This is a genomic window from uncultured Sulfuricurvum sp., from assembly GCF_937936435.1.
Lineage (GTDB): Bacteria > Campylobacterota > Campylobacteria > Campylobacterales > Sulfurimonadaceae > Sulfuricurvum.
This window is the reverse complement of the sequence record NZ_CALDDG010000005.1, coordinates 16,750-39,904: the sequence shown is the minus strand read 5'-3', so window position 1 is coordinate 39,904 and position 23,155 is coordinate 16,750. Positions and strand designations below refer to the sequence as shown.

Below are 23,155 nucleotides of genomic sequence, written 5' to 3'. Positions count from 1 at the left end.
AGTGAGGAAAAATAAAATGATAGTATGTGCTAATTTCAAAGCAAATAAAACACGTCAAGAAACTCAAGCCTATATGGCAGTCGTCGAATCCTTTGTAAGTGCAAATAACATTTCAGACACCGTTATTGTCTTTCCCCCTTTTACGGCATTAGAACATCTTCCCCGTAATGTTCTTATCGGGGTGCAAAATGCGTATCCGGTTCAAAATGGAGCATTTACGGGTGAGATCGCATTGGAACAGCTCGAAGAGTTCGCCGTCACTACTATTTTGATCGGTCACAGTGAACGTCGTCATATTTTGGGCGAAACCCAAGAAACGGTTGCGGCAAAGTTCCGTTTTTTCGCTGAGAAGGGGTTTACGATCGTCTATTGTGTCGGAGAACCGTTGGAAATCCGCGAAGAAGGCAACGAAGCTTTGATGGATTACATTTCAAACCAATTCGAAGGAATTGATTTGGAATATCCGGATTTGATTGTAGCGTATGAACCCGTATGGGCGATCGGCACAGGACTGACTCCTTCGGTACGTGATATCGAATTGTTGCACGGAGCACTCAGAGAGAAAACGAAAGCCCCTCTGTTATACGGCGGCAGTGTCAAAGTCGATAATGCCGGCGAAATCATGACTTTGGAAAATGTTGACGGAGTTTTGGTAGGTTCTGCGGCACTGAGTGCAAATGATTTTTGCGATATGATTGCACAGGCGGCGGAGCTTTCTTGAAATAGAAATGGATATGCCGTTTATGTTTTAGACATTTTTACACACAGAAAAGGAGAATGATATAGATGTTGATGCAAGGTAAAAAAGGGTTGATCGTAGGATTGGCAAATGATAAATCGATTGCGTACGGAATTGCACAGGCGCTGCATGCGCAAGGTGCTAAAATGGCATTTACCTATTTGAACGAAGCGTTACAAAAACGGGTTGAGCCTATCGCAGCGGGATTTGACAACTCTCCGGTCTATAAACTGGACGTTTCCGATGAATCCGACATGGAATCGATTGCGGCAAAAGTAGCGGCCGATTTCGGTCAAATCGATTTTTTGGTTCATTCAGTCGCATTCGCTCCTAAAGAAGCATTGACCGAAGGGTTTATGAAAACATCCAAAAGCGGCATTAGAATCCACTGTCCGTTATATGGCAGTAGAACTCGGTGCTTCGAAAGGACAGCGTGTCAATGCAATCAGCGCTGGTCCGATCCGAACCCTTGCCGCCAGCGGAATCGGTGATTTCAAACAAATCCTGACATGGAACGAATTGAATGCTCCGCTACGTAAAAACGTGACGATTGAAGAAGTCGGGAATTCGGCGATGTATCTCTTGAGCGATCTCTCAAGCGGCGTGAGCGGCGAAGTACATTATGTGGATGCCGGATACAATATTATGGGAATGGCGGCAGTCGAGAAAAATGCCGAAGGAAAAAGCGTTTTTGTCTGGGATGCCAACAAATAATAGGTAGTATACTTTTCTTTTTTATAAGAAAAGTAAGCAAAAGAAAATCGCCCCCTCAACAAAACGCTTCCAATCGCTCAGGCACTTCTGCCAGCGATTGGGCTCTAGGTGAGTTTCGGGGGCATTATAATAATAAATCTCTCAACCATCCGAAATAGCCACACGCGAAGCAGTAGTGCGAGAATCGCGTGAGCGGTTTGGTTGAGAGATGAGATTTTTTGCCTATTTTTTTGACGGAACAAAAAAATAGAGAGCAAATGTTACCGTTTGTTACTTACCGATTACCGGCAATTGACTCATCATTTCGACGTGCGAAGGCTCTTTCGGCTTTCCTTCGTTCATCTTTTCTTTCTTCGCTAAATAATCATTCCATTTATCGACATATTTTTGTAATGTAAACGGTTCGTTATCTTCACTCAAAGGAACTACTTCGGTTGTGGTGGTAACTTTTCCGTCGGGTGTTTGTGTCGTAGTGGTTATTTGAGTGGCATTGGCTGTTTTTTGAACGACCTGTCCGTCTGCTGTTTTGGTACTGACGGTCATTGTCGTCGGTTCGGTTTTGGTCGTCACGACGGTACCGTCCGTATTCGTTTTGGTTTTTTCGGTAGGTTCGGACGCCATCATAGGATTCCATTCCTCTTTTAGCCATTCATCGAGCGAGCGCTGCATAATACCGCCTTTTGATGCGGAAGCGCTATTTGGCGAAACCGCGCTGAGAGAACTGTTCTGCGAAGGGGTGACTCCGGTGTGATTAGCGGCACAGCCGCCCAAAATAAAAAGGCTCAAAGAGAGGGATAATGTGAAACGCATCGTATTTCCTATAGTTATGTTGAGTTTTTCAGACTAATTCGTACTATAACATATTATTGAATCGATAAATCCAATAATTGGAAATTTTTAGATATGACAAAATTGTCACATTACCTAAAATAGGGATTTATCTGTGGTAAACCGAGCGTAAACAAAATTATTTTTTTACAGCATTGTTTAAGAATAGCAGCGTTACAATTAACCTCGACGAAACAAAAACATAAGGTCAAGCTTAACTTAAGGAGAATCAATGAAGTTAGTTAAAATGAGTCTTGCGGCAGCAGTATTGCTCGGAGCAAGTGCATTTGCAATCGATAACGTAAAGGTAAGCGGTGACGCGAAACTTTTCTATACTACGAATGACCAAGATCCACAAGATCTATTCGATAAAGATTCAAGTGCAGCGGATACAGCGCTTCGCCTTTCTGTAACGGGTGATTTGACAAAAAATGTCTCTTTCGGTGTAACCGGATATGCGGTAAGTACATTGGGTCTTGAAAACAACCTTGTAAGCAACACATGGACAGGTGCTCATGGTGTACAAGCGAACGGTTCACCATTCGGTGCACAAGTTGATGACCAAGCATGGATCGGTGAAATGTGGATTGCCGCAACTTTGGGCAAAACAACGGCTAAATTGGGACGTATGGAACTTGATACTCCACTTGCTTTCTCTGAAAAATGGTCAATTGTTCCAAATACATTCGATGCTGCAGTACTTATCAATCAAGATATTCCGGATACAACTTTAGTCGGTGCATGGGTTGGAAAAGGTAACGGTGTAAATGCTATCGGTGTTGCTACTGGCGGTACTAAAGCTATCAACAACTCTACTGCAATCGGTGACAATGTTGTTGGCGCTGGTGCAGATTTCAATACATTCTTGAATGACGGTGCGTATGCGGTTGCTATCGTTAACAACTCTTTCAAACCGTTAACTGCACAAGCATGGTACTATAATGTGCAAAATGTTGCGGATGCTTACTGGTTGCAAGCAGACATCAACTGTCAATTGGTTAAAGGATTGACAATCGGTGCACAATATGCTGATATCTCTACCAAAGGTCTTTTGGATGGAGCAGGCGATTCATCTGCATACGCGTTTAAACTTGGATATGCCGGTGTTGAAAACTTGAGCGTTTCAGGAGCATATTCAAAAGCGGATGATGAAGGTGTTCTTAAAATTGCAAACGTTGCAACAAACAACCTTGGAACTGCACAATCTAAATTGTACACTGAAGCATGGTGGAACTACGGATACGTAGGTACTCCGGATGCTGAATCATGGAATCTTACTGCAGAATATAATGCGAAAGATTTAGCAAAATTTGGAGTATATTATACAAATGTAAGCAATGATACAACAAATGTTGATATGCAAGAAGTTACATTGACTGCTACAAAATCTTTTGGACCGTTGGATGCGACTTTGGCATACATCTCTACTGATGCAGATGACCAAAATAACGGTTCACAATACAACACTCTTCAAGCATATTTGACTCTTAACTTCTAAGAATCATTTCGCTTCTCTCATTCCCAAAGGGAACAAGTACCTCTAACGAGAGGTCCCCTGGGGATGAATCCTCTTTTTTTAATTCTCTTCCGTTATAATCACTGTATGAAATACCTATTCCGATCATTTCTTTATACCGTATTGATGCTGTTTTTGATTTCATTGATTTCATTCGGCGCCATTCATCTGGCTCCAAACAGTTTTATGGGGGGAGAACTCAATCCCAACATGACGCCCGAATCGATTGCGCAGCTGCGCAGTATTTATGGCCTGGATAAACCTCTGTACGAACAATACAGTGATTGGGTTCATCATCTCGTAACATTTAATTTCGGGATTTCTTTTGTCAGCGGAGAGCAGGTAAATGATGTTGTTGCCGATCGTCTTCCGGTTACGTTATGGATGAATCTGGTCGCTTTAGTGGTTACCTTTGTTATTTCCTTATGGTTAGGGATCAAAGCGGCGCTCTCCTACCAAAAAAAATCGGACGTTGTCATAGGACAATTTGCATTGCTCAGTTTTGCAATGCCCTCATACTACCTTGCATTAGTCGCGATGATGGTACTGAGCGTTTCGTTAGGGTGGTTTCCGATTGCGGGGATGCATTCGCTGGAACCTCCCGAGGGGATCGGGTATTATCTCGATATGGCGTGGTATTTGAGCCTTCCGATAGCGGTGATGATTTTTGTCGGAATCGGCAGTCTCGTTTTGTATATACGCTCTTTGACACTTGAAATTCTTAAAAGTGACTATATCTATTTCGCCCGTTCGCGCGGAATCAGCGAAAAGAAGATTATCCGTTATTACATCCTCCCGAATCTTTTACCTCCGATCGTGACGATGCTCGGCCTTTCGTTACCGGGACTGATCGGAGGATCGGTGATCTTGGAGTCTATTTTCGGGATAGAGGGGATGGGACAGCTTTTTTATCAAAGTGCAATGAGCAGAGATTATCCGGTGATCATGGGGATATTGATGATGAGTGCGTTTTTGACGCTGATCGGCAATCAGATCGCGGATACGATATTGTTAAAGCTGAATCCGTTTGTGAAGAGGTAATGTTTTATCTGTACTTTTCTGTTTAGTCAGAAAAGTACCAAAAGATCATACCGCAATCCAAAAACGCTACATTCCTCTCGGCACTACTGCCTTCGGAACGGCTCTTTGTATCGGATCACGGGAATTGTATAGAATGATTTTCGCATTCTGCGAAAATAGATAATAATTTCTCTTCCGAGCATCATCAAGAGCCGCACGCGTAGCAGCAGTGCGAGAGTCGTGCGAGCGATTTGCTCGGAAGAGGATTTTCTTTTGATACTTTTCTTATGAAAAAGAAAAGTATGTGATTCTTAATTCCCGAAAAGCGCTTCGAGAGAACTGAGTCCCTCTTTTTTCTCTTCTGGAGCTTTTTCACCCATTTGTACCGTTCCGCCTACTTCGTTGAGCTCGATCGTATAGCCTGTTAGCATTGATGCGAGGCGAATATTGATACCGCTCTTTCCGATAGCTTTGGATTTTTGATCGCTCGGAAGGGTAACGATTGCTTTTTTCTCCCCCTCTTTCTCTTCCTGGACAACAACCGCACTGATAATAGCAGGACTCATTGCGCGGGAGATAAACAGTTCAGGTGAGGCACTATATTCGACACAATCGATATTTTCGCCGCACAGCTCTTCGCTCACCGCATTGATACGGACACCGCGGACGCCGACGGTCGCACCGATCGGATCAATCTGCGGACGGTTGGTATAGAGGGCGATTTTAGCCCGTTCTCCCGGAATGCGGGCACATTTTTCGATGACAACGATACCGTCTTTGATCTCCGGAACTTCCAGTGCGAGAAGCTCTTCGAGAAATTTGGGAGAGGTACGTGAAAGTTCCATGGAAATGCCGTTGTTTTTATCTACATGCACACGGCGTACAATGGCGCTGACGACATCGCCGACTTTGAATTTTTCCCCTTTGATACGGCTTTTCATTGGCAGAACGGCACGAATTTCATCAATTTCGATCGTCGTATTCTGCTCGTTATCGACGCGTGTAACGCGTCCGGAGACGATTTGATTGATTTTGCTTTTGTATTTGTCGTACAGTTCGTTTTCGACGAGACGTTGAACGTGAAATTCGATTTCGCGGTGAAGGGTTGCGAATGCGCTTCTGCCATAGCTTTCAATGTCGTGCTCCATTTGAAGCTGATCGCCGATCTCCGCTTCGTCGTCGATCTCCAATGCATTAGTCAGACCCATATAGGCACCGGCCTCTTCACCTTCGAGTTCCGGCGCATCATCGGCGACAACGGTTATAATCTGTCGTAATTTTACTTGTTTGGTGCGGTCTTCAATGTCGGCTTCGAATGCAAAAGCCGGATTGATAATCCGTTTTGCGGTTTGGATGAAAGAGGTTTTGATCGCCTCTTGGACATTTTCCCGGCTGAGCCCTTTTTCATTGGCGATAGAATCGATGATATCTAAAATATTTTCCATAGGACTATCCTCTTTCGTACATAATAACTCATAAAAAAATCGGTTTGGTTGGGGGAGCTTTTTTATGAAGGATAAACATTATACACGAAGTTCTCTTAATGCGATATTTATCATATCACCGATATAATCCCCCCAATATCAAGAACTTTAAGGGAAACACAATGGAACTCAAAATTGCCCGCAGTGAGCATGACGCAAAACCAAAAAAAATCGATCTCAAAAAAATTACCGAAATGGTGGAAAAAAGCAATTCGTTGATTCTCTATTTTGACCGTGAAAATTCTCATAAAGATCTCCTTGCACTTCAAGACCATTTTGAAGCCGAAGGTAAAAGCTTTTATATGCGCGAAGTGCGTTACGGTCTTTCGGCAAACGAATACATGTATGAGGTTCATATCTTATAATGTCGAAAAAGCTTTTTATCGAGACGCTCGGATGCGCTATGAACGTGCGCGATTCGGAACATATGATCGCGGAATTAAACGCCCATGAAGGGTATGAGCTGACCGATAAAGCCGATGAAGCCGATCTGATACTGGTCAATACCTGCTCGGTTCGCGAAAGACCGGTCCACAAACTGTTTTCAGAACTCGGAGTGTTTAATAAACTCAAAAAAGAGGGTGCAAAAATCGGCGTTTGCGGATGCACCGCTTCTCATTTGGGAAAAGATATCATCAAGCGCGCCCCTTACGTCAACTTTGTTTTGGGTGCGCGTAACGTTTCCAAAATTACCGATGTCCTCCATCGCGACAAAGCGGTTGAGATCGAAATCGACTACGATGAATCCCAATTCGCTTTTAAAGATTTCCGTACCAGTCCTTATAAAGCCTATATCAATATCTCTATCGGATGCGATAAGCAGTGTACGTTTTGCATCGTCCCGAAAACACGGGGCGACGAGATTTCGATTCCTCCCGAATTGATCATTGCCGAGGTGCAAAAAGCGGCTGATGGGGGGGCGAAAGAGATTTTTTTATTGGGACAAAACGTCAACAATTACGGACGCCGTTTTTCAGGTAACGAAGAAAAAGTCAATTTTACCGAATTGCTCCGCCGTGTCAGTGGGGTGGAAGGGGTAGAGCGTATCCGCTTCACCTCTCCGCATCCGCTGCATATGGACGATGAGTTCATCGAAGAGTTTGCCCGAAATCCGAAAATCTGCAAATCGATGCATATGCCTCTGCAAAGCGGCTCCAGTGAAATCCTCAAAGCGATGAAACGGGGCTATACGAAAGAGTGGTTTTTGAACCGGGCTGCCAAACTGCGTGAACTGGTTCCGAACGTGAGTATCAGTACCGATATCATCGTCGCTTTTCCGGGAGAGAGTGAGGCGGATTTCGAAGATACGCTGGATGTCATGCGGCAAGTCCGTTTCGAGCAGGTATTCAGTTTTAAATACTCCCCCCGCCCGCTGACGGAAGCGGAAGGGTTTACCAATACGGTCGATTCGGAGATCGGCTCACATCGTCTGAGCACATTGCAAGCCTATCAGGATACGATTCTGGATTCGATCAGTGCGTCATTATTAGGACAAGAGGTCGACGTCTATTTCGAGGAACTTCGTTCGGACGGGTATGTCGCCGGTCGAAGCGATAATAATGTTTTGGTCAAGGTCAAAGGTTCGGAAGAGTGGCTTGGTCAAACGGCCCGCGTACGAATCATAGACGTTTCCCGTTCAGTACAGTACGGAGAGATCGTTGCGTAAAAAAATACTCAATACGCTGGCATTGTGGCTGATCCCCCCGATCGGAGCATTGCTGATACGGTTGATCTATTTTACCAATAAAAAATACTTTCATCTTCCCCAAGCTATACCTACCGAACCGGTCGTTTTCGCCTTTTGGCACGGCGATTTGCTTTTACAACCTTATCTTTATTATCGGTTTCGCGCCGTTCCCAAAGCCAATGTCCTGATCAGCGAACATTTTGACGGACAAATCATTGCTGCTGTAATGCGGTATTTCAAGCTGGGGACGATTCACGGTTCGACACGACGCGGTGGGGCTAAAGTCTTGATACAAGCGCTTAAATCGCTTGCTGAGGGGTACGATATCGGTATCACACCCGACGGACCGAAAGGGCCGAGACACGAAATGAGTGACGGAGTGGTTATAATGGCACAGAAACGACATGCGAAAGTGATCGTGTACAGCTGTGTCCCCTCCTCGTATTGGCAATTGCCGAGTTGGGACAGATTTACGGTTCCCAAACCGTTTGGAAGACTCGATTTTTATGCCTCCGAACCGATCGATCTGGAAGGGATGGAGATGGAAGAGGCGAAAGCTTTGGTCAAAGCGAGGTTGATGGAACATGCTTTCTAAATGGCTAGTCGTTTTATTGGCGGTTATTGTCGGGCTAGGATTGTGGATCGTTGTCAATCCTTCGTATCAAAAATCGGTTGAATCCCGTCTGTACTATGCGATGGGATCGTATGATGATGCATACTCTCTTTCTAAAGAAGCGTTTGCCCTGGACCCCTATAATCGAATGGCCTCAACCGTGATGGCACAGTCTCAGACTGCGCTTAAATTTGTCCGGTATAACGACGATGCACGCCGATATATCAAGGAAATTCGCCGTATTGCCGCACAACAAAACGTCTCACCGCAAGATCGTGCCAAAATCAAGATGATGGCGATGATCATGATCGACGCATACCGTAAAATTGCCCCGACAGTAGTTATAGACAAAGAGTTGGTAGAAGAGACTCGTAGCAATTACGAACAGTTTAAGATGCTGCATGATGAACTCGCTTTACCGTGATAAAGAGAACTTTTTAAAATATCTCGATGCGATTCGGGGATATTCGCCGTTGACAATCCGTAGCTATAACGACTCGATCGATACAATGCTCCGAGAATCGGAGATAGAGATATCGGAAGGGAAAGTCAGGATTAATCTGATGCCTCTTCGTCTGAAAATAGCTTCTTTAAAGTCCAAATCGATATCCTGCAAGCTGAGTGCCATACGGAGTTTTGTCAAATACCTCCGTTCGGAGGGCAAAGATGTGGAATTACGGGCTGATGAGAGTATCAAAATTCCTAAGACGCTTCCAAAACCGATCGCCCACGAGCATATTTTACATGCATTGGAACATGCGGAACCGACGGCAAAACTGGCGATTATTCTCCTCTATACATTAGGATTGCGGATATCCGAACTGACCCATTTACGGCTCAAAGAGATCGATCAGGGATGGTGCCGTATTCACGGGAAAGGTTCCAAAGAGCGCGATGTCCCGATATTGAAAAATATTGCCGAATTAATCGGAGAATATCAGCTTCACTCCCCCTCTGTGGAGTATGTTTTTGAGCTGCAGGGTGAAAAATTAAGCGAAAATAGTCTAAGATATATCATCACCAAGGCATTTGCAAAGGTAGGGCTCAAAGTGACACCGCACCAACTGCGCCATACCTATGCGACCGAACTGTTAAATAACGGAGCGCGGATTGCCGATGTTAGCGAATTATTAGGCCATGCGAGCATGGCGACAACTCAGATTTATACCAAATTGGGAAACGCCATCAAAATGGATCATTATCGTAAATCGCATCCATTATGCAATAATGTCGAGGACTCTCAGTGCTAGAGTGGCTGTATCAAAAGATTTTTATCGCCATTGTTCCGGACGGAGGAGTTTATAGCGTCAAAGTTGCCGTTTTAAAGCAAAAAAAGCTCGTTCGAAAAGAGGGGAAGCTTTTTGAAGGGGAAAACGCTTATACGCAGATGGTAGCATACCTGCAAAAACAGATCGAAGAATCCCCTTTGTACTATGTCGCCTTGTTGAATCCCGAACACAATCAAGGGGCACTGCAAGGATGTTCATTGCACGATATCGCGGATGTCGTCAGCGGAGCCAAAACGGTTTGCCGTAATAAATCATGGCTGTTATATTCATCCATCCGCGAACTTGACGGATTGAAAAAAAGATATGCCGCCGTCGGGCTTGATTTTATTTTTTCTCCTTTTTCCGTCATCGAACGTTTTTTCGGCGATAAGATCGGCGGCGGGATCGCTTTGTACGCATTGGCACAAAAAGATTCCTTTACGGTAGCGTTTTTCGAAGAAGGAAAACTGGAATTTGCGCATCACTATCCCTTGCATTCCCATGAGACGACTGTCGTCGGAGAGGATGGCAATGTAATCGGATTCGCCGTCGGGGTTGATGAAGAGGACGAACCGGAACGGGGGATCAATCTCGACGATATCGAAAATTTGGATGATTTGGATATCATCGACGAGCTGGATGATCTCAGCGACATCGAAGATTTGGATGCACTTGAAGAGATTGCCGAATTCAGCGAAGACGAACCGACGATAGAAGAGAAGCGGACGGTTCAGGTTCATGGAGACGAAGCAAAAGAGGATATGGAGCATTTCGGTGACGACTATTCCCGTTTTGAGCTGATTGAAAAGACGTTAGCCCGTTTTTACACGGGAGAACATTGCCATAACCGATTTATCGAAACGGTATATATCGCCGATGCCTACGGAAGCGGCAGCGAATTAAAACGGTATTTGGAAGAGGAGCTGTTTTTAAACGTCTTGATCCGCCGTATCGATGTCACGGATGAAGTGATCGGACTGGCGATGAGCGAGGAGGGGTTATGAAACACAGTTTTATCACTCCCCGTCCCAAGCGGGTTATCAGCGGAGAACTCAGACTCGTCCTTTTTTTCTTTATCGTAACGATTCTGATGCTGGTCGGCGCGTATGCCTTTTTATGGTATAAAACGTATGATTTCGCACATGAACGCCACTCTATCGCGCAAAAAGAAGCGAGTTTGCAGGCATCTATCAAAGAGATGCAATCGCAGATCAAAGAGATCGAATCGGAAGCGAAATTGGCGGAGCAGGTAACGACCGATAATACGGTGATGAAAGAGAGTATTCGAAACCTTTTCGATCTTGTTCCGGAGAACATTACCCTCTCGCGTGCGGAGTTGGATGCCAAATCATTGATTTTGTACGGTACGACACCGAATAAGGATACGTACGAATACATGCTTCATGCACCGTTACGATCGATTTTCCATCGAACGTATACCAGCTTTTATCCGATCGAAAACGGTTGGTACCGATTTGTCTCGTCCAATTATCTCGACGAAGAAACGATAGAGGAGATACAATGAGCCGTCAGACCCTATACGTGATCATCCTCTCGTTCGTTCTTTTGATAGCGGTTATCGCTTTTTCATTTTTAATGTTGATTCCTAAAGGAAAAGAGTACCGTTCGCTTCGGCTAGAGAGTAAAAAAGAGATACAGCAGCTTGAACTTTCTCAAAACCGATACGATATCACCTATAATCGCCTCAAAGAGGTGCAAAGTCAAAACCGTCATACGATCACGGCATTCGAAACGACGTTTAATCCCGAACGGTTTGAAAAATTGTATAAAAAAGAGTTCCAAGACCTCTATTTGACGGAAATCACGGCATCCGATACAAACGGTACCTTTAAAGTATATGAGGTAAACGCAACCTCTAAAATCACCTCTCCGCAAAGTTTTTACACCTTTTTGGAAAATATCAATAAAAGCGATTGGATAATCGGGGTGAATTTCCCGATACTTTTTGAGAGAGATGAAAATATGATCCGATCATCGTTCACGATGAAAGTACACAATACCGCACCTTCGTCTGACGAGAAAAAGTCAGAGAAAAATTAGAGCTTTTTGGCTCTTTCGTGAGCGGCACGGATTGCTTCCATACATCCCTCACGCACATTTGCTCGCTCTAATGCCCCATAACCGGCAGCCGTCGTTCCCCCTGGGCTCATGACGTTGTCTTTTAAGATTGCCGGATGGACGGTTTGAATCAGATGCCCGAACCCTTCGAAGAGTCCTCGCATCAATCGCATCGCATCATCGCGTTTAAGCCCTTCGCGTACCGCTCCGTCACAGAGCGCTTCGGCTACGAGAGCCAGATAGGCGGGGCCGCTTCCGGCCAATGCGGTTGCGATATCGAGCTCTTTTTCGCTGTTAAGCCATAGAGTCGAGCCGATCGTATCGAATAGAGCGACCGCCTGAGAGGTAATTTCATTGTCGCCGACGAGCGAAGTCATTGATGAGCCGACTTCTGCCGCGAGGTTTGGCATAGCGCGGCAATAATAGTGTGCTTGAAGCGTTTTAAGCGCGCTCAGAGGCGTTCCGGCCAGTACGGAATACAGAGTTTGTGCTTTACCTTGTAACAGGGGAGCGATTTCGGTTAGATTGGCGGGTTTGACGCAGAGGATAACCGTTTTATCGGTGATATCGGCATCCGCATAAAGCGTTTTGGTTACGGGTGCATTGAGTTGTGCTTCAAAACGCTCCATTGCGGCGATACTTCGTCCGATCACTTCGACAGTGTGATTTTTGCATAGCCCTTGTGCCAATGCAAGCGCCATTTTTCCGTTTCCGACGAAAGTGATCGCCTTAGACATCGCCGGGCCCTTTAAGATAGTTTTTGATCGGTTCGGCGATGCCGAAATCCGAACGGTTGTCGATAATGATTTGAGCCATTGTCTGAGTGTCGGTATTGAAAATCAACGGAGCGACGAAATTGATGGTCGATTTTTCGATCGGAGAGTGCAAAATCATAATGTTATAGATCAAAAGGTTGCTTTGTTCCGTAATGCCCATCAATGCCTGAAGCGAGGAAGGGATGTCGAAAGAGTATTCACGTAGGACAAACGGATTGATAAGGGTGAACGAGGGGCCTTCGCCAATGCTCTCAAGACGGAAAAAGATTTCGTCTATTTTTTGGAGCTCCATTTTGGAGACCGATTCGAAACCGAGCAACGGAAGCTTTAAATCAAATTGCATAACTACCTTCTTGTATCATAATGATCTGATTTTAACACATCAAAGTAAAAAGTTTCAACTCTTTTGTAGAGGTGTTTAATCTCTTTACGGTAAAATAGCTCCATATTTAAAAAATGTAGGTTTAAGATGATAAGAACTTGGTTAGTCACAATGGTTGCACTCGTTTTATTTACCGGATGCGGTAAAGAGCTGGAAGAGTATAATAAGCCTGCAGAGTACTGGTATGAAAAGATGGTTACGGCGGTATCTAACGGAAACTTGGAAAAAGCGGACAACTATTTCAGCTCTTTGCAAAGTGAACATATCAGTTCACCGTTTTTATCAGAGGCTACGATGATTATGGCTCAGGCGCATATGGCGCACGACGAGTATTTGCTGGCGGAACATTTTCTGGATGAGTATATCCGCCGTTATGCGACTCCCGAAGGGCGCGAATATGCTGAATTTTTAAAGATCAAAGCAAAATTTTTGGCATTGCCGAATCCGGGACGTGATCAGGGATTGATCGATGAAACACTTGCGAGTGTAACCGGATTTAAAGCAAACTATCCGTACTCGACGTATATGCCGCTGGTACATACGATGGAGACCCAACTACAACTGGCAAAAGGGGTTCTGGACGAACAGATTGCCCAACTCTACGAACGTTTAGGCAAACCGAAAGGTGCCGCGGCGTATCGTGCGATTGCTCCGGTCACATGGATCAAATCCGAAGAGATCGTAAATGCCGATATCCCGTGGTACCGTGCAATGTTCGAAGGGGACGGAAGCAGCAGCTGGTACGATTTTATGATTCCTCAGACGCGCAGCGTTGTTTCTATGGATGATAACTTAAGCGAAACAAAATAACATTTTTTGATAGGTAAAGTACAAGAATCGAAAATGTACTATATGAACAGAAATTTAGAATGAATAAGGTTTCCTCAATGCAACTTAGCAACTATAGCTCTTTTCCTACTGATCTTCCGGTCATTGCGGAGGATGAACTTTTCCTCTATCCGTTTATGATCTCGCCGCTTTTTTTGAACGATGAAAAAAATATTGCCGCGGCGGCGGAAGCGATTGAAAACAACTCTTTGGTGATCGTTTGTCCCGTCAAGCCGAATCATGAAGGAGAACGGGAAAAAGATTCGATTTACGATGCGGGAGTAATCGGTTCGATCATGCGTAAAGTGGTCCTTCCCGACGGGCGGATCAAAGTTCTTTTCCAAGGGCTGGCACGCGGTCACATCGTCGATATGGTCCATGACAATCCTCTGCGGGCCCATGTCGATTTAATCCAGTCGTATGCGGCTAATGAGCTGAAAATGGATGCGATCTTGGAAGTGTTGCGTGAAAAAGTACGCGCCCTTTCACAAGTCAGCAATTTCTTTCCTCCCGATTTGCTCCGTACTATCGAGGAAAATCATGAATACAACCGTATCGTCGATTTGATCTGCAGCTCCATCAAGATCAAAAAAGAGAACGCTTATCAGCTTTTTATCGAACAAGACCCTGAAAAACGGTTTTTGATGCTGATTGATGAGTTGATCGAAGAGACGGAAGCAAACAAACTCCAAAAAGAGATCCGCTCCAAAGTTCACACCCGAATAGAAAAAGTGAATAAAGAATATTTCCTCAAAGAGCAGCTCAAACAGATTCAAAAAGAGCTGGGAACCGATACCCATCGTGATGAAGAGATCGAAGAGTTCCGTAAAAAGCTCGAAGCTAAAAAAGAGAAAATGCATCCCGATGCGTATAAAGAGATCAATAAGCAGTTGGAACGTTTTGCCCGAATGCATCCTGACAGCGCCGATGCGGGGATGATTCAGACCTATCTGGAATGGGTGCTTGAAATTCCGTACGGTGAAGAATCAAAAAAACCGCTCAATATTCACGATGTCGAAAATCAGCTCAATAAAGACCATTTTTCGCTCAAAAAACCGAAAGAGCGTATTTTGGAGTTTTTCTCGGTCAAAGAGTTGCTTGAACTTCGCGGAATCGCTGACAAAGAGGGGCGCGGTGCGATCCTCTGTTTCGCAGGCCCTCCGGGTGTCGGTAAAACGTCGTTGGCAAACTCTATCGCTACAGCGTTAAAACGTCCGTTGGTACGGATTGCATTGGGCGGATTGGAAGACGTCAATGAATTGCGCGGACATCGCCGTACCTATATCGGTGCGATGCCGGGACGTATCGTTCAAGGGGTGATTGAAGCGAAAAAAATGAATCCGGTTATCGTCCTCGATGAGATCGACAAAGTGGCGAAATCGCACCGCGGCGATCCGACGGCGGTATTGTTGGAGATTCTCGACCCGGAGCAAAATACCCATTTTAGAGATTATTATCTTAATTTCAATCTTGATTTGAGCAAGGCGATCTTTATCGCAACTGCCAATGACGTAGGACAGATTCCGGGACCGTTGCGTGACCGGATGGAATTTATCTCTGTGAGCAGTTACACGCCGCAGGAAAAATTCCAGATTGCGAAACAGTATCTGATCCCGCAGGAATTGAAGAAACACGGTTTGAAACCGAGTGAATTATCGATCTCGAAAACGGCGATGGCCGAAGTAATCGAAAAGCATACCCGTGAAGCAGGTGTTCGTAACCTCCGCCGTCGCGTTGCCGACATCGTCCGTAAAGCGGCTAAGAAGATACTCGAAGAACCGGCTACCCAAAAAGTGAGCGTGACGCTGAAAAACTTGAAAGAGTTCTTGGAAAAAACGATTTTCGAGATCGACCGTACCGACCATGTGGATCGTATCGGTGTCGTCAACGGGTTGGCATGGACGGCAGTAGGCGGTGATGTGTTGAAGATCGAGGCGATCCGTATTAACGGGAAAGGGACGTTACAGCTTACGGGAAGTCTCGGGGATGTTATGAAAGAATCGGCCCGCATCGCCCTTTCGGTCGTGAAAACATTGATCGATAACGGCACGTTGAACGTCGATCATTCGATTATTCCGCTCTCTCCGACGGAGCGTGAAAGCGACACTCCGATAGAAGCGAGCGAAGTATATAAACGGTTTGACCTACATATCCACGTCCCCGACGGAGCGACTCCGAAAGACGGGCCGAGTGCGGGAATCGCAATGTCTACCGTTATCGCATCGATTTTAACGAATAAAAAAGTACGTGCCGATATCGCGATGACAGGTGAGGTTTCGTTGACCGGAAATGTCTTGCCGATCGGCGGATTGAAAGAGAAATTGATCGCCGCGCATCGCGCCGGAATGAAATTGGCTCTGATCCCGCAAAAAAACTATGATCGCGATCTTAGCGATATCCCCGATGAGGTTAAAGCCGCGTTGGAAATTGTCGGCGTCAGCCGAATCGAAGAGGTTCTTACACGTCTTTTAATCGACGGATAAGAGCGAAAGCATTCGGGGCACCGTAAAGGTATCCCCGAAGTTTCGCATGGATATTTAGCCGTCGGCACTCTTCTTTAAATCCTTTATCCATCACGGTATTATTGTCATACGGAGCGATAAACGTATAGTCGGTATTGATAGAAACGGTATAGCGCCGTGAGATGATATGGGTTCCTCCCTGTTTAATCAGCTCTTTTTCATTTTTGCTCATCACATGTCCGAACGATTTTAAAACCGTATCGATTCCGTTCAACAAAGAACGCATGGTCAGAGGATTGGAAACATAATAGAGCTGGTCGATCTGTTCAAATTCGACCGGTTCGATCAACAGATCGCTGTCTTCTTCCAGATAGCGGAAACTGCGCCGTATAGCGTCTCGGTATTCGCGCATCAGCGGCGTACTGTAACGGTGGCGGAAGGCATTGCGGGTATAGCGCTCGTCGGTGTTGCTCTCGTCGATATGATGGGGTATCGAGTGGTGATGCAAATAGGCTTCGATACTTTCACGATCATGTTCGAGTAATGGGCGTATGATGGTTATCCCCTCACGGGTATCGATAGAACGGATGCCCAAAAGCTCCGGCAGGCCCGCACCGCGGCACAGCTGCATCATCAGCCATTCCAGACGGTCATTAAGCTGATGAGCGGTGACGAGATAGAGGTAGCCGTATTTTTCCATCAAATAACCGAAAAAGCGGTAGCGTTCGGTACGGGCGCGGTGCTCGAAATTCGCCCCTCCCAGCCGACAGGAATGGGTATGACAAAAAAGTCCGTATTTTTGTGCCAGAGCTTCGGCGTCCTGTGCTTCGGAATCGCTGTTTTCACGGGTATGATAGTTGACGTGGGCAATATCGAAACGGATGTTTTTGGCAAGAAGGAGATGGAAGAGGGCGCTCGAATCGACCCCCCCAGAATAGGCGAGGAGGACTTTCCCCTCTTGAAGACGATCGAGATGGGCGAGATTAAGCATCGCCTGTCACGGTAGCCAAGGGCCGTTTTCCGGCGAGTTCGCTGATACGGGCGCGATAGATTTTTCCGAAAGCGAGATCACCGTCGATCTCACGGTCGTTGATATAGATCTCTCCGTCGACATCCGGAGCCCAGATCAGAGCGCGGGCGCTGAGCAGAAACTCGTGTTCGTCACTCTCTCCGTCAATGACGAGAGGGATTTCCGTTCCGATCAATTGTTTTAGACTGCTATCTTCGACAGCCGAGGCGATTTTTCCCAGCTTTTTAGCACGGGCATCGATCGTTTTTGATGCGATTTTTTCTTGCATCGCATGGGCGCTTGTCCCCTCTTCGTCGGAGTAGCTAAAGACGTTGATCCGGTCAAATCCGAACGAGCCCGCAAATTCTGCCATCTCTTCGAACATCGCATCGCTTTCACCCGGATGGCCGACGATAAAACTGGTACGTATAAAGGAGGATGGCAACGCTTTCATCGCGTTAAGCAGTTCCAGCGTTTTCTCCTTCCCGAATCCCCGTTTCATGATGCGGAGCATCTCGTCGTTGATATGCTGGATCGGCATGTCGAAATAGTTGTGAAACACTTTTGAATCTCCGATCGTTTTGATCAGTTTGAGTGTTGTCGTGGAAGGATACAGATAGAGGATACGGGCACTTTTGACCCCGTCGATCAGTTCGATCCGTTTGATGAGGTGGATCAGCCCGTCGCTGATGTTCTGGTCACGCAGATACGAACTCGAGTCCTGAGATACGAAACTGAAATCGTAATACCCTTTGGCCACTAATCCTTCGACTTCACGTGCGATGCTTTCCAAATCACGGGAATGTAGTTTTCCTTTGAATGACGGGATAGCGCAGAAGCTGCATTGCTGATTGCACCCTTCGGAGAGTTTGATATAAGCGTGGTAGCTCGACCCGGTGACGACCCGCTCGGCTCCGTCGATCAGATAGACTTCCGGAGTAAACCGACTTTGTTTGGCGGCGAGCAATTCGTCGATCTTGTCGTAGTCGCCGACACCGGTGAAGATATCGACTTCGCTGAGCTCTTTGGAAAGTTCTTCTTTGTAGCGTTCGGAGAGACATCCGGCCATAACCAGAACCGAATCTTTCTTACGACCCGAATCGAGACTGAGAACCGTATTGAGAGACTCTTGTTTTGCCGCATCGATGAATCCGCAGGTATTGACGATAATAACGTCTGCGGCACTTCCGTCATCGGTCATCTCGTAGTTTTTGAGGCGTCCGAGCATCACCTCCGTATCGACGAGATTTTTGGTGCAACCGAGTGAGACGATGTGAAGTTTTTTGCTCATTTACCTAACCTTGGATAATATTGATGCAATTATAGCCAACGGGAGATTTCTCATGCTTATACGTAAAGATTATGATCCGATTCCTTCCTCGCAGATAACCTCCGAAAGTCATTACTACGAGCGGAGAATGTTGATGAAACTGGCGGCTGCGGCAGCGGTGACGGTAGCCTCTCCCCTCTCGGCGACACTGGCATTTGCAAAAAACAAAAGCAGACCAGGCCTGGAGTTGACGTCGTACGACCAAATTACGACGTATAATAATTTTTACGAGTTTTCTCTGGACAAAGAAGGACCATCTAAACTCGGACAAAAGTTTAAAAGTGATCCGTGGAGTATCAGTGTAGGCGGAGAGGTACAAAAACCTTTGACGTTGGATATTGAGACGATAATGAAAAAAATTCCTATGGAGGAACGGATATACCGCTTCCGATGCGTTGAGGGGTGGTCGATGGTGGTACCGTGGGTCGGTTTTAGCCTCTCCTCACTGCTCAAACAGGCCGGATTGACCTCGAAGAGCAAATACGTTGAGTTTGAGACGCTTTTCGATCCGAAACAATTTCCGGGACAGAACCGAAATTTCGGTAGTATTCCGTTTCCGTATCGCGAAGGGCTCAGAATTGATGAGGCGATGCATCCGCTGACGATTTTGGCAGTCGGACTCTACGGCAAGGAACTGTTGCCTCAAAACGGTGCTCCGATCCGATTGATCGTCCCCTGGAAATATGGGTTTAAAAGTATTAAAAGTATCGTGAAAATTACCCTGAGCGATCATCAGACCCGTTCGACATGGAACCAGATTGCTCCCAACGAATACGGTTTTTATGCGAACGTCAACCCGGCAGTTGACCATCCGAGATGGTCTCAGGCCCGTGAAAGAGTGCTCGGAAAGTTTTTTAAACAGGATACCCTGGCCTTTAACGGCTATGCGAAAGAGGTAGCCTATTTGTACAAAAATATGGACTTGACAAAGTTTTACTAAAAAAGAGGTTTTATGCGAATAGTGATATGGCTCGGCGCACTTTTGCCGGTGATCTACGGAATGATCCGTTTCAGCACCGAGTGGCATCCGGAGTGGCTACGTAATTTTTTGATTTTTTTAGAGCCGTATCTGCATGTAGTGTTGACGAGATTTCCGAACGATCCGCTGAAGTTTTTAACCGATCTCTCCGGAAACAGTGCATTGTGGCTTCTGGCCGTGACATTGCTATTGACCCCTTTAAGAGTATATTTGAGCATTAACCTTCTTAAATACCGCCGCCTTCTGGGTCTTTTTTCTTTTTTTTACGCATTGATACACGCTTTGCTTTTCATCGGCGTCGATCAGCAGTTTAACTTTTCATCGGCATTGCATCAAGTCGTCTCCAAGCCGTTTGTCGCGTTTGGTATGGGAGCGTTTGTTATTATGCTGCTGATGGCGTTGACATCGACCAAAAAGCTGTTTGCATCGTTTCGCTCGTGGCATAAATTGGTCTACATTGCGGTCGTTTTGATCGCGATTCACTATCTGATGAGTCATAAAACGATCTCGTTGACCCACATTGCAGTCGTCGGGACACTGTTCGCATTATTGGCATTGCGGTTGTTAAAACGATGAAACGCTACGACGTTATCATTTTGGGAGGCGGAGCGGCAGGATTGATGTGCGCCGCGCAGCTACGTGAAAATACGGCGCTCTCCATTGCGGTCATAGAAGGGAACGCCAAGCCGGCCCTCAAACTCAAGGCTTCGGGCGGCGGCAAATGCAATCTGACGAATGTGGAAGTGGATGCGAGCCACTATCTGGGAGACTAGAAACTGGTCTCAAGCGTATTAGAGGGCTTCTCGAAGGAAGCGCTGCTGGAGTATTTCTATCAGGGGGGACTGCGCCCGGTCATCCGCAAGGAACGTTATTATTTCTGTCCGAAGAGTTCGGATGAGGTGATTAGCATCCTGCTGGGAAAGGCGCGCGGATGCGATCTGCTGTTGGGGCATAAAATCGTATCGGTCGAGGGGGAAAGCTCTTTTGTCGTGACCACGGATAAAGGAGGCTTTGAGGCTTTAAACGTCGTACTGGCAACCGGCGGAGCAAGTTATAAAGAGCTCGGCGCAAGCGATATCGGCTTAAAAATCGCTCAACACTATGCACTCAAAACGATCCCTTTTAATCCTGCTTTGGTCGGGTTGACACTGCAACCTAAAGAATTCTGGATGAAAGAGCTCAGCGGTATCAGCTGCCGTGCCCAAATCCGTGTCGCCGGACGGGTTTTGGAAGAGGATTTGTTATTCGCGCACAAAGGAATCAGCGGTCTTGTCGTCCTCTCCGCATCGCTTTACTGGCACCGCGGAGAGATCGCGATCAACTTTCTTCCCGGATTCGATCTGGAAAAAATCCGCCGTGAGAAAAAGATCCTTAGTACCGCGATTACCCTGCCGAAACGGTTTATGAAAGCGTTTTTGGAAGCGGTTGATTTGGAGGATAAGCCTTGTAACCGTCTCAGCGCCGAGGAATTCGAAAAGCTCAAAACAATTCAGAATTATACGATGGCCCCTTCGGGGACATTCGGGTTTTCCAAAGCCGAAGCGTGCCGCGGCGGCATCGCGTGTGAAGAGATCGATCCCTCCACGATGCAAAGCCGTAAGATACGGGGGCTTTATTGCATCGGAGAAGTGGTGGATGTGACCGGAGAGCTGGGGGGATATAACTTTCAGTGGGCGTTTAGTTCCGCAGTCGTCTGCGCTAAGGCGATCTGCTCAATCTCTTTTAAACCAAATTGAGTACAATATGACTAATAACTTATAGGAGTATGAATGATACTTTTAGCCGGACCGTGTGTCATTGAGAGCGAAGAATCGATTTTCAAAATTGCAAAATCTTTAGAGCGTTACCATAATGATCCCCGCTTTGATTTTTATTTCAAGTCCAGTTTCGACAAAGCAAACCGCACATCACTCGACAGCTACCGCGGTCCGGGACTCGAAGAGGGGCTTCGCATACTGCAAAAAGTAAAAGACGATTTCGGATATAAAATCGTCACCGACGTACACGAGAGCTATCAGGTTCCTATCGCTGCCGAAGTAATCGACATGATCCAAATCCCCGCATTCCTGTGCCGTCAAACCGATCTATTGGTAGCGGCCGGGAAAACCGATAAGATCGTCAACATCAAAAAAGGGCAGTTTATGACGCCCGGCGATATGCAGTTTTCGGTGATGAAAGTGCTGAAAACACGCGGATGCGAAGAACTGAGCTACGAAGCGGCGCAAAAAAACGGCGTCTTTTTATGTGAGCGCGGATCAAGTTTCGGATACGGAAATTTAGTCGTAGATATGCGTTCACTGGTGATCATGCGCCAATTCGCTCCGGTTATTTTCGATGCGACCCACTCGGTTCAGATGCCGGGGACAGGTACGGGAAAAACGGGCGGAGACAGCTCTATGGTTCCGCATCTCGCACGCGCAGCGGCGGCTGTAGGGGTGGATGGTTTTTTCTTCGAAACCCATTTCGATCCGACATGCGCGTTGAGCGACGGGCCGAATATGTTAAAATTAGAACAGCTTGAAGCACTTAGCGAAACACTTTTAAAAATTGACTCAGTAAAAGGAAACTAACAATGAATGTGATCGAAGGAAAACTCCGCGTACTTCCCGGCAAAAAAGTGGCGATCGTCAGCACACGCTGGAACCATTTCGTTGTCGACCGTTTGGTCGAAGGAGCAAAAGACGCTTTTGCGCGTCACGGAGGAAATGACGAAGATTTGACCCACGTACTTGCTCCCGGGGCATTTGAACTTCCGATGGTGATCGAGCAGCTTTTAGGGAGTGGAAAATACGATGCGATCTGTGCACTTGGAGCCGTTATCCGCGGTTCGACGCCACATTTTGATTATGTATCCGCTGAAGCGACCAAAGGGATCGCCTCTGTCAGTCTAAAGCACAAAAAACCGGTCTCATTCGGTCTTTTGACCACGGACACCATCGAACAGGCGATCGAACGCGCAGGGACAAAAGCCGGAAATAAAGGCTTTGAAGCGATGACGGTTGTTATCGAGATGCTTGATCTTTACGAAGCGATCGGTCAGTAATGGCGACACGACATCAAGCCCGCATGGCGGTAGTCAGTTTATTGTATGCGTATGATTTGGGAAACCAAAGCATTGCCGATTTCAGCGATGAGATTCTCGAAGAGAAAAAAATTCGTAACAAACAGCGTGATTTTGCTTTGGATTTGTTTCAAGGGGTCACCGAACATCTGGAACAAGTGGATGCGGCGATCATCACCCATCTCAAGGACTGGGATTTTGACCGTTTGGGATCGATCGAGCGTGCTACGCTCCGATTGGGTGCGTATGAGATCATGTTCGGAGAACTCGATACCGCCGTCATTATCAATGAAGCGATCGAAGTGATGAAAGCGTTCGGAAGCGAACAATCTCCGAAATTTATCAACGGCGTGTTAGACGCGATTTCCAAAGACAAGTAA

The 23,155-nt window shown here is 46.2% G+C and carries 24 protein-coding genes and 2 pseudogenes; 20 read left to right on the top strand and 6 right to left on the bottom strand.

The genetic code is table 11. The annotated features are described in order from the left end of the window. The first annotated feature begins 16 nt into the window (after nt 1-16). Nucleotides 17-721: a triose-phosphate isomerase gene (locus Q0389_RS00965; protein ID WP_298690650.1), complete on the top strand. Its 705-nt coding sequence runs from the start codon at nt 17-19 to the stop codon at nt 719-721. 65 nt (nt 722-786) lie between these two features. Further along, nucleotides 787-1,453 (top strand): annotated as a pseudogene (locus Q0389_RS00960) (SDR family oxidoreductase). 270 nt (nt 1,454-1,723) lie between these two features. On the opposite strand, the gene Q0389_RS00955 reads toward Q0389_RS00960, so the two are convergent. Then, nucleotides 1,724-2,263 carry a hypothetical protein gene (locus tag Q0389_RS00955; RefSeq protein ID WP_298690647.1) on the bottom strand — a complete coding sequence of 180 codons (540 nt, stop codon included), beginning with the start codon at nt 2,261-2,263 and terminating at the stop codon, nt 1,724-1,726. 250 nt (nt 2,264-2,513) lie between these two features. Between Q0389_RS00955 and Q0389_RS00950 the strand changes: the two genes are divergently transcribed. Further along, nucleotides 2,514-3,779 (top strand): porin, encoded by a 1,266-nt coding sequence (locus tag Q0389_RS00950; protein WP_298690644.1) that lies wholly within the window; start codon nt 2,514-2,516, stop codon nt 3,777-3,779. A gap of 105 nt (nt 3,780-3,884) precedes the next feature. After that, nucleotides 3,885-4,838: an ABC transporter permease gene (locus tag Q0389_RS00945; RefSeq protein ID WP_298690641.1), complete on the top strand. Its 954-nt coding sequence runs from the start codon at nt 3,885-3,887 to the stop codon at nt 4,836-4,838. A gap of 290 nt (nt 4,839-5,128) precedes the next feature. Here Q0389_RS00945 and nusA read toward each other — a convergent pair whose 3' ends face one another. Next, nucleotides 5,129-6,262 (bottom strand): transcription termination factor NusA, encoded by a 1,134-nt coding sequence (nusA, locus tag Q0389_RS00940; protein ID WP_298690639.1) that lies wholly within the window; start codon nt 6,260-6,262, stop codon nt 5,129-5,131. Nucleotides 6,263-6,423: 161 nt separating this feature from the next. Here nusA and Q0389_RS00935 point away from each other — a divergent pair, with 161 nt between their 5' ends. Genes Q0389_RS00935 through Q0389_RS00900 form a run of 8 tightly spaced genes read left to right on the top strand, consistent with a single transcriptional unit; the run spans nt 6,424 to nt 11,930 of the window. Beyond that, complete coding sequence (locus Q0389_RS00935; RefSeq protein ID WP_298690636.1) at nt 6,424-6,666, top strand: HP0268 family nuclease; 243 nt, start codon at nt 6,424-6,426, stop codon at nt 6,664-6,666. Beyond that, the gene (miaB, locus tag Q0389_RS00930; RefSeq protein ID WP_298690680.1) at nt 6,663-7,967 is read left to right on the top strand and encodes a tRNA (N6-isopentenyl adenosine(37)-C2)-methylthiotransferase MiaB; all 1,305 of its coding nucleotides are present in this window, start codon (nt 6,663-6,665) and stop codon (nt 7,965-7,967) included. The genes Q0389_RS00935 and miaB overlap by 4 nt, the downstream gene beginning before the upstream one ends. After that, nucleotides 7,960-8,583 carry a lysophospholipid acyltransferase family protein gene (locus tag Q0389_RS00925; protein WP_298690633.1) on the top strand — a complete coding sequence of 208 codons (624 nt, stop codon included), beginning with the start codon at nt 7,960-7,962 and terminating at the stop codon, nt 8,581-8,583. Before miaB ends, Q0389_RS00925 begins: the two co-directional genes overlap by 8 nt. Beyond that, the gene (locus Q0389_RS00920; RefSeq protein ID WP_298690630.1) at nt 8,573-9,025 is read left to right on the top strand and encodes a hypothetical protein; all 453 of its coding nucleotides are present in this window, start codon (nt 8,573-8,575) and stop codon (nt 9,023-9,025) included. The genes Q0389_RS00925 and Q0389_RS00920 overlap by 11 nt, the downstream gene beginning before the upstream one ends. Further along, a complete protein-coding gene (locus Q0389_RS00915; protein WP_298690626.1) occupies nt 9,003-9,851 on the top strand; it encodes a tyrosine-type recombinase/integrase in 849 nt (282 codons plus the stop codon). Before Q0389_RS00920 ends, Q0389_RS00915 begins: the two co-directional genes overlap by 23 nt. Next, entirely contained in the window at nt 9,845-10,873 is a 1,029-nt protein-coding gene (locus Q0389_RS00910; protein ID WP_298690623.1) for a hypothetical protein, read from the top strand. Before Q0389_RS00915 ends, Q0389_RS00910 begins: the two co-directional genes overlap by 7 nt. After that, complete coding sequence (locus Q0389_RS00905) at nt 10,870-11,394, top strand: hypothetical protein (RefSeq protein WP_298690620.1); 525 nt, start codon at nt 10,870-10,872, stop codon at nt 11,392-11,394. Before Q0389_RS00910 ends, Q0389_RS00905 begins: the two co-directional genes overlap by 4 nt. Beyond that, the gene (locus Q0389_RS00900) at nt 11,391-11,930 is read left to right on the top strand and encodes a hypothetical protein (protein WP_298690618.1); all 540 of its coding nucleotides are present in this window, start codon (nt 11,391-11,393) and stop codon (nt 11,928-11,930) included. Before Q0389_RS00905 ends, Q0389_RS00900 begins: the two co-directional genes overlap by 4 nt. Here the strand turns inward: Q0389_RS00900 and Q0389_RS00895 are convergent. Beyond that, nucleotides 11,927-12,685, bottom strand: coding sequence for a pyrroline-5-carboxylate reductase (locus Q0389_RS00895; protein ID WP_298690616.1), 759 nt, complete (start codon nt 12,683-12,685; stop codon nt 11,927-11,929). The two genes, Q0389_RS00900 and Q0389_RS00895, sit on opposite strands and share 4 nt — an antisense overlap. Next, the gene (fliW, locus tag Q0389_RS00890; RefSeq protein ID WP_298690613.1) at nt 12,678-13,067 is read right to left on the bottom strand and encodes a flagellar assembly protein FliW; all 390 of its coding nucleotides are present in this window, start codon (nt 13,065-13,067) and stop codon (nt 12,678-12,680) included. The genes Q0389_RS00895 and fliW overlap by 8 nt, the downstream gene beginning before the upstream one ends. Nucleotides 13,068-13,193: 126 nt before the next feature. Here fliW and bamD point away from each other — a divergent pair, with 126 nt between their 5' ends. Next, nucleotides 13,194-13,916 (top strand): outer membrane protein assembly factor BamD, encoded by a 723-nt coding sequence (gene bamD / locus Q0389_RS00885; protein ID WP_298690610.1) that lies wholly within the window; start codon nt 13,194-13,196, stop codon nt 13,914-13,916. Between the two features lie 77 nt (nt 13,917-13,993). Next, entirely contained in the window at nt 13,994-16,417 is a 2,424-nt protein-coding gene (gene lon / locus Q0389_RS00880; RefSeq protein WP_298690607.1) for an endopeptidase La, read from the top strand. Here lon and tilS read toward each other — a convergent pair. Together tilS and rimO are read right to left on the bottom strand one after the other, a co-directional pair. After that, nucleotides 16,392-17,387 carry a tRNA lysidine(34) synthetase TilS gene (tilS, locus tag Q0389_RS00875; RefSeq protein WP_298690603.1) on the bottom strand — a complete coding sequence of 332 codons (996 nt, stop codon included), beginning with the start codon at nt 17,385-17,387 and terminating at the stop codon, nt 16,392-16,394. The genes lon and tilS overlap by 26 nt on opposite strands. Continuing rightward, complete coding sequence (gene rimO / locus Q0389_RS00870; protein ID WP_298690600.1) at nt 17,380-18,696, bottom strand: 30S ribosomal protein S12 methylthiotransferase RimO; 1,317 nt, start codon at nt 18,694-18,696, stop codon at nt 17,380-17,382. Before rimO ends, tilS begins: the two co-directional genes overlap by 8 nt. Before the next feature lie 52 nt (nt 18,697-18,748). On the opposite strand from rimO, the gene msrP reads away from it, so the two are divergent. From msrP to nusB, 6 genes and pseudogenes are all read left to right on the top strand, one after another. Beyond that, nucleotides 18,749-19,675 carry a protein-methionine-sulfoxide reductase catalytic subunit MsrP gene (msrP, locus tag Q0389_RS00865; protein ID WP_298690595.1) on the top strand — a complete coding sequence of 309 codons (927 nt, stop codon included), beginning with the start codon at nt 18,749-18,751 and terminating at the stop codon, nt 19,673-19,675. A 12-nt stretch (nt 19,676-19,687) separates the two neighbouring features. Further along, the gene (locus tag Q0389_RS00860; protein ID WP_298690592.1) at nt 19,688-20,290 is read left to right on the top strand and encodes a ferric reductase-like transmembrane domain-containing protein; all 603 of its coding nucleotides are present in this window, start codon (nt 19,688-19,690) and stop codon (nt 20,288-20,290) included. Continuing rightward, a pseudogene (locus tag Q0389_RS00855) lies at nt 20,287-21,450 on the top strand (aminoacetone oxidase family FAD-binding enzyme). The gene Q0389_RS00860 and the pseudogene Q0389_RS00855 overlap by 4 nt, the downstream one beginning before the upstream one ends. Before the next feature lie 33 nt (nt 21,451-21,483). Then, complete coding sequence (gene kdsA / locus Q0389_RS00850) at nt 21,484-22,284, top strand: 3-deoxy-8-phosphooctulonate synthase (RefSeq protein ID WP_298690590.1); 801 nt, start codon at nt 21,484-21,486, stop codon at nt 22,282-22,284. A 2-nt stretch (nt 22,285-22,286) separates the two neighbouring features. Then, entirely contained in the window at nt 22,287-22,757 is a 471-nt protein-coding gene (ribE, locus tag Q0389_RS00845; RefSeq protein ID WP_298690587.1) for a 6,7-dimethyl-8-ribityllumazine synthase, read from the top strand. Beyond that, nucleotides 22,757-23,155 (top strand): transcription antitermination factor NusB, encoded by a 399-nt coding sequence (gene nusB / locus Q0389_RS00840; RefSeq protein ID WP_298690584.1) that lies wholly within the window; start codon nt 22,757-22,759, stop codon nt 23,153-23,155. Before ribE ends, nusB begins: the two co-directional genes overlap by 1 nt.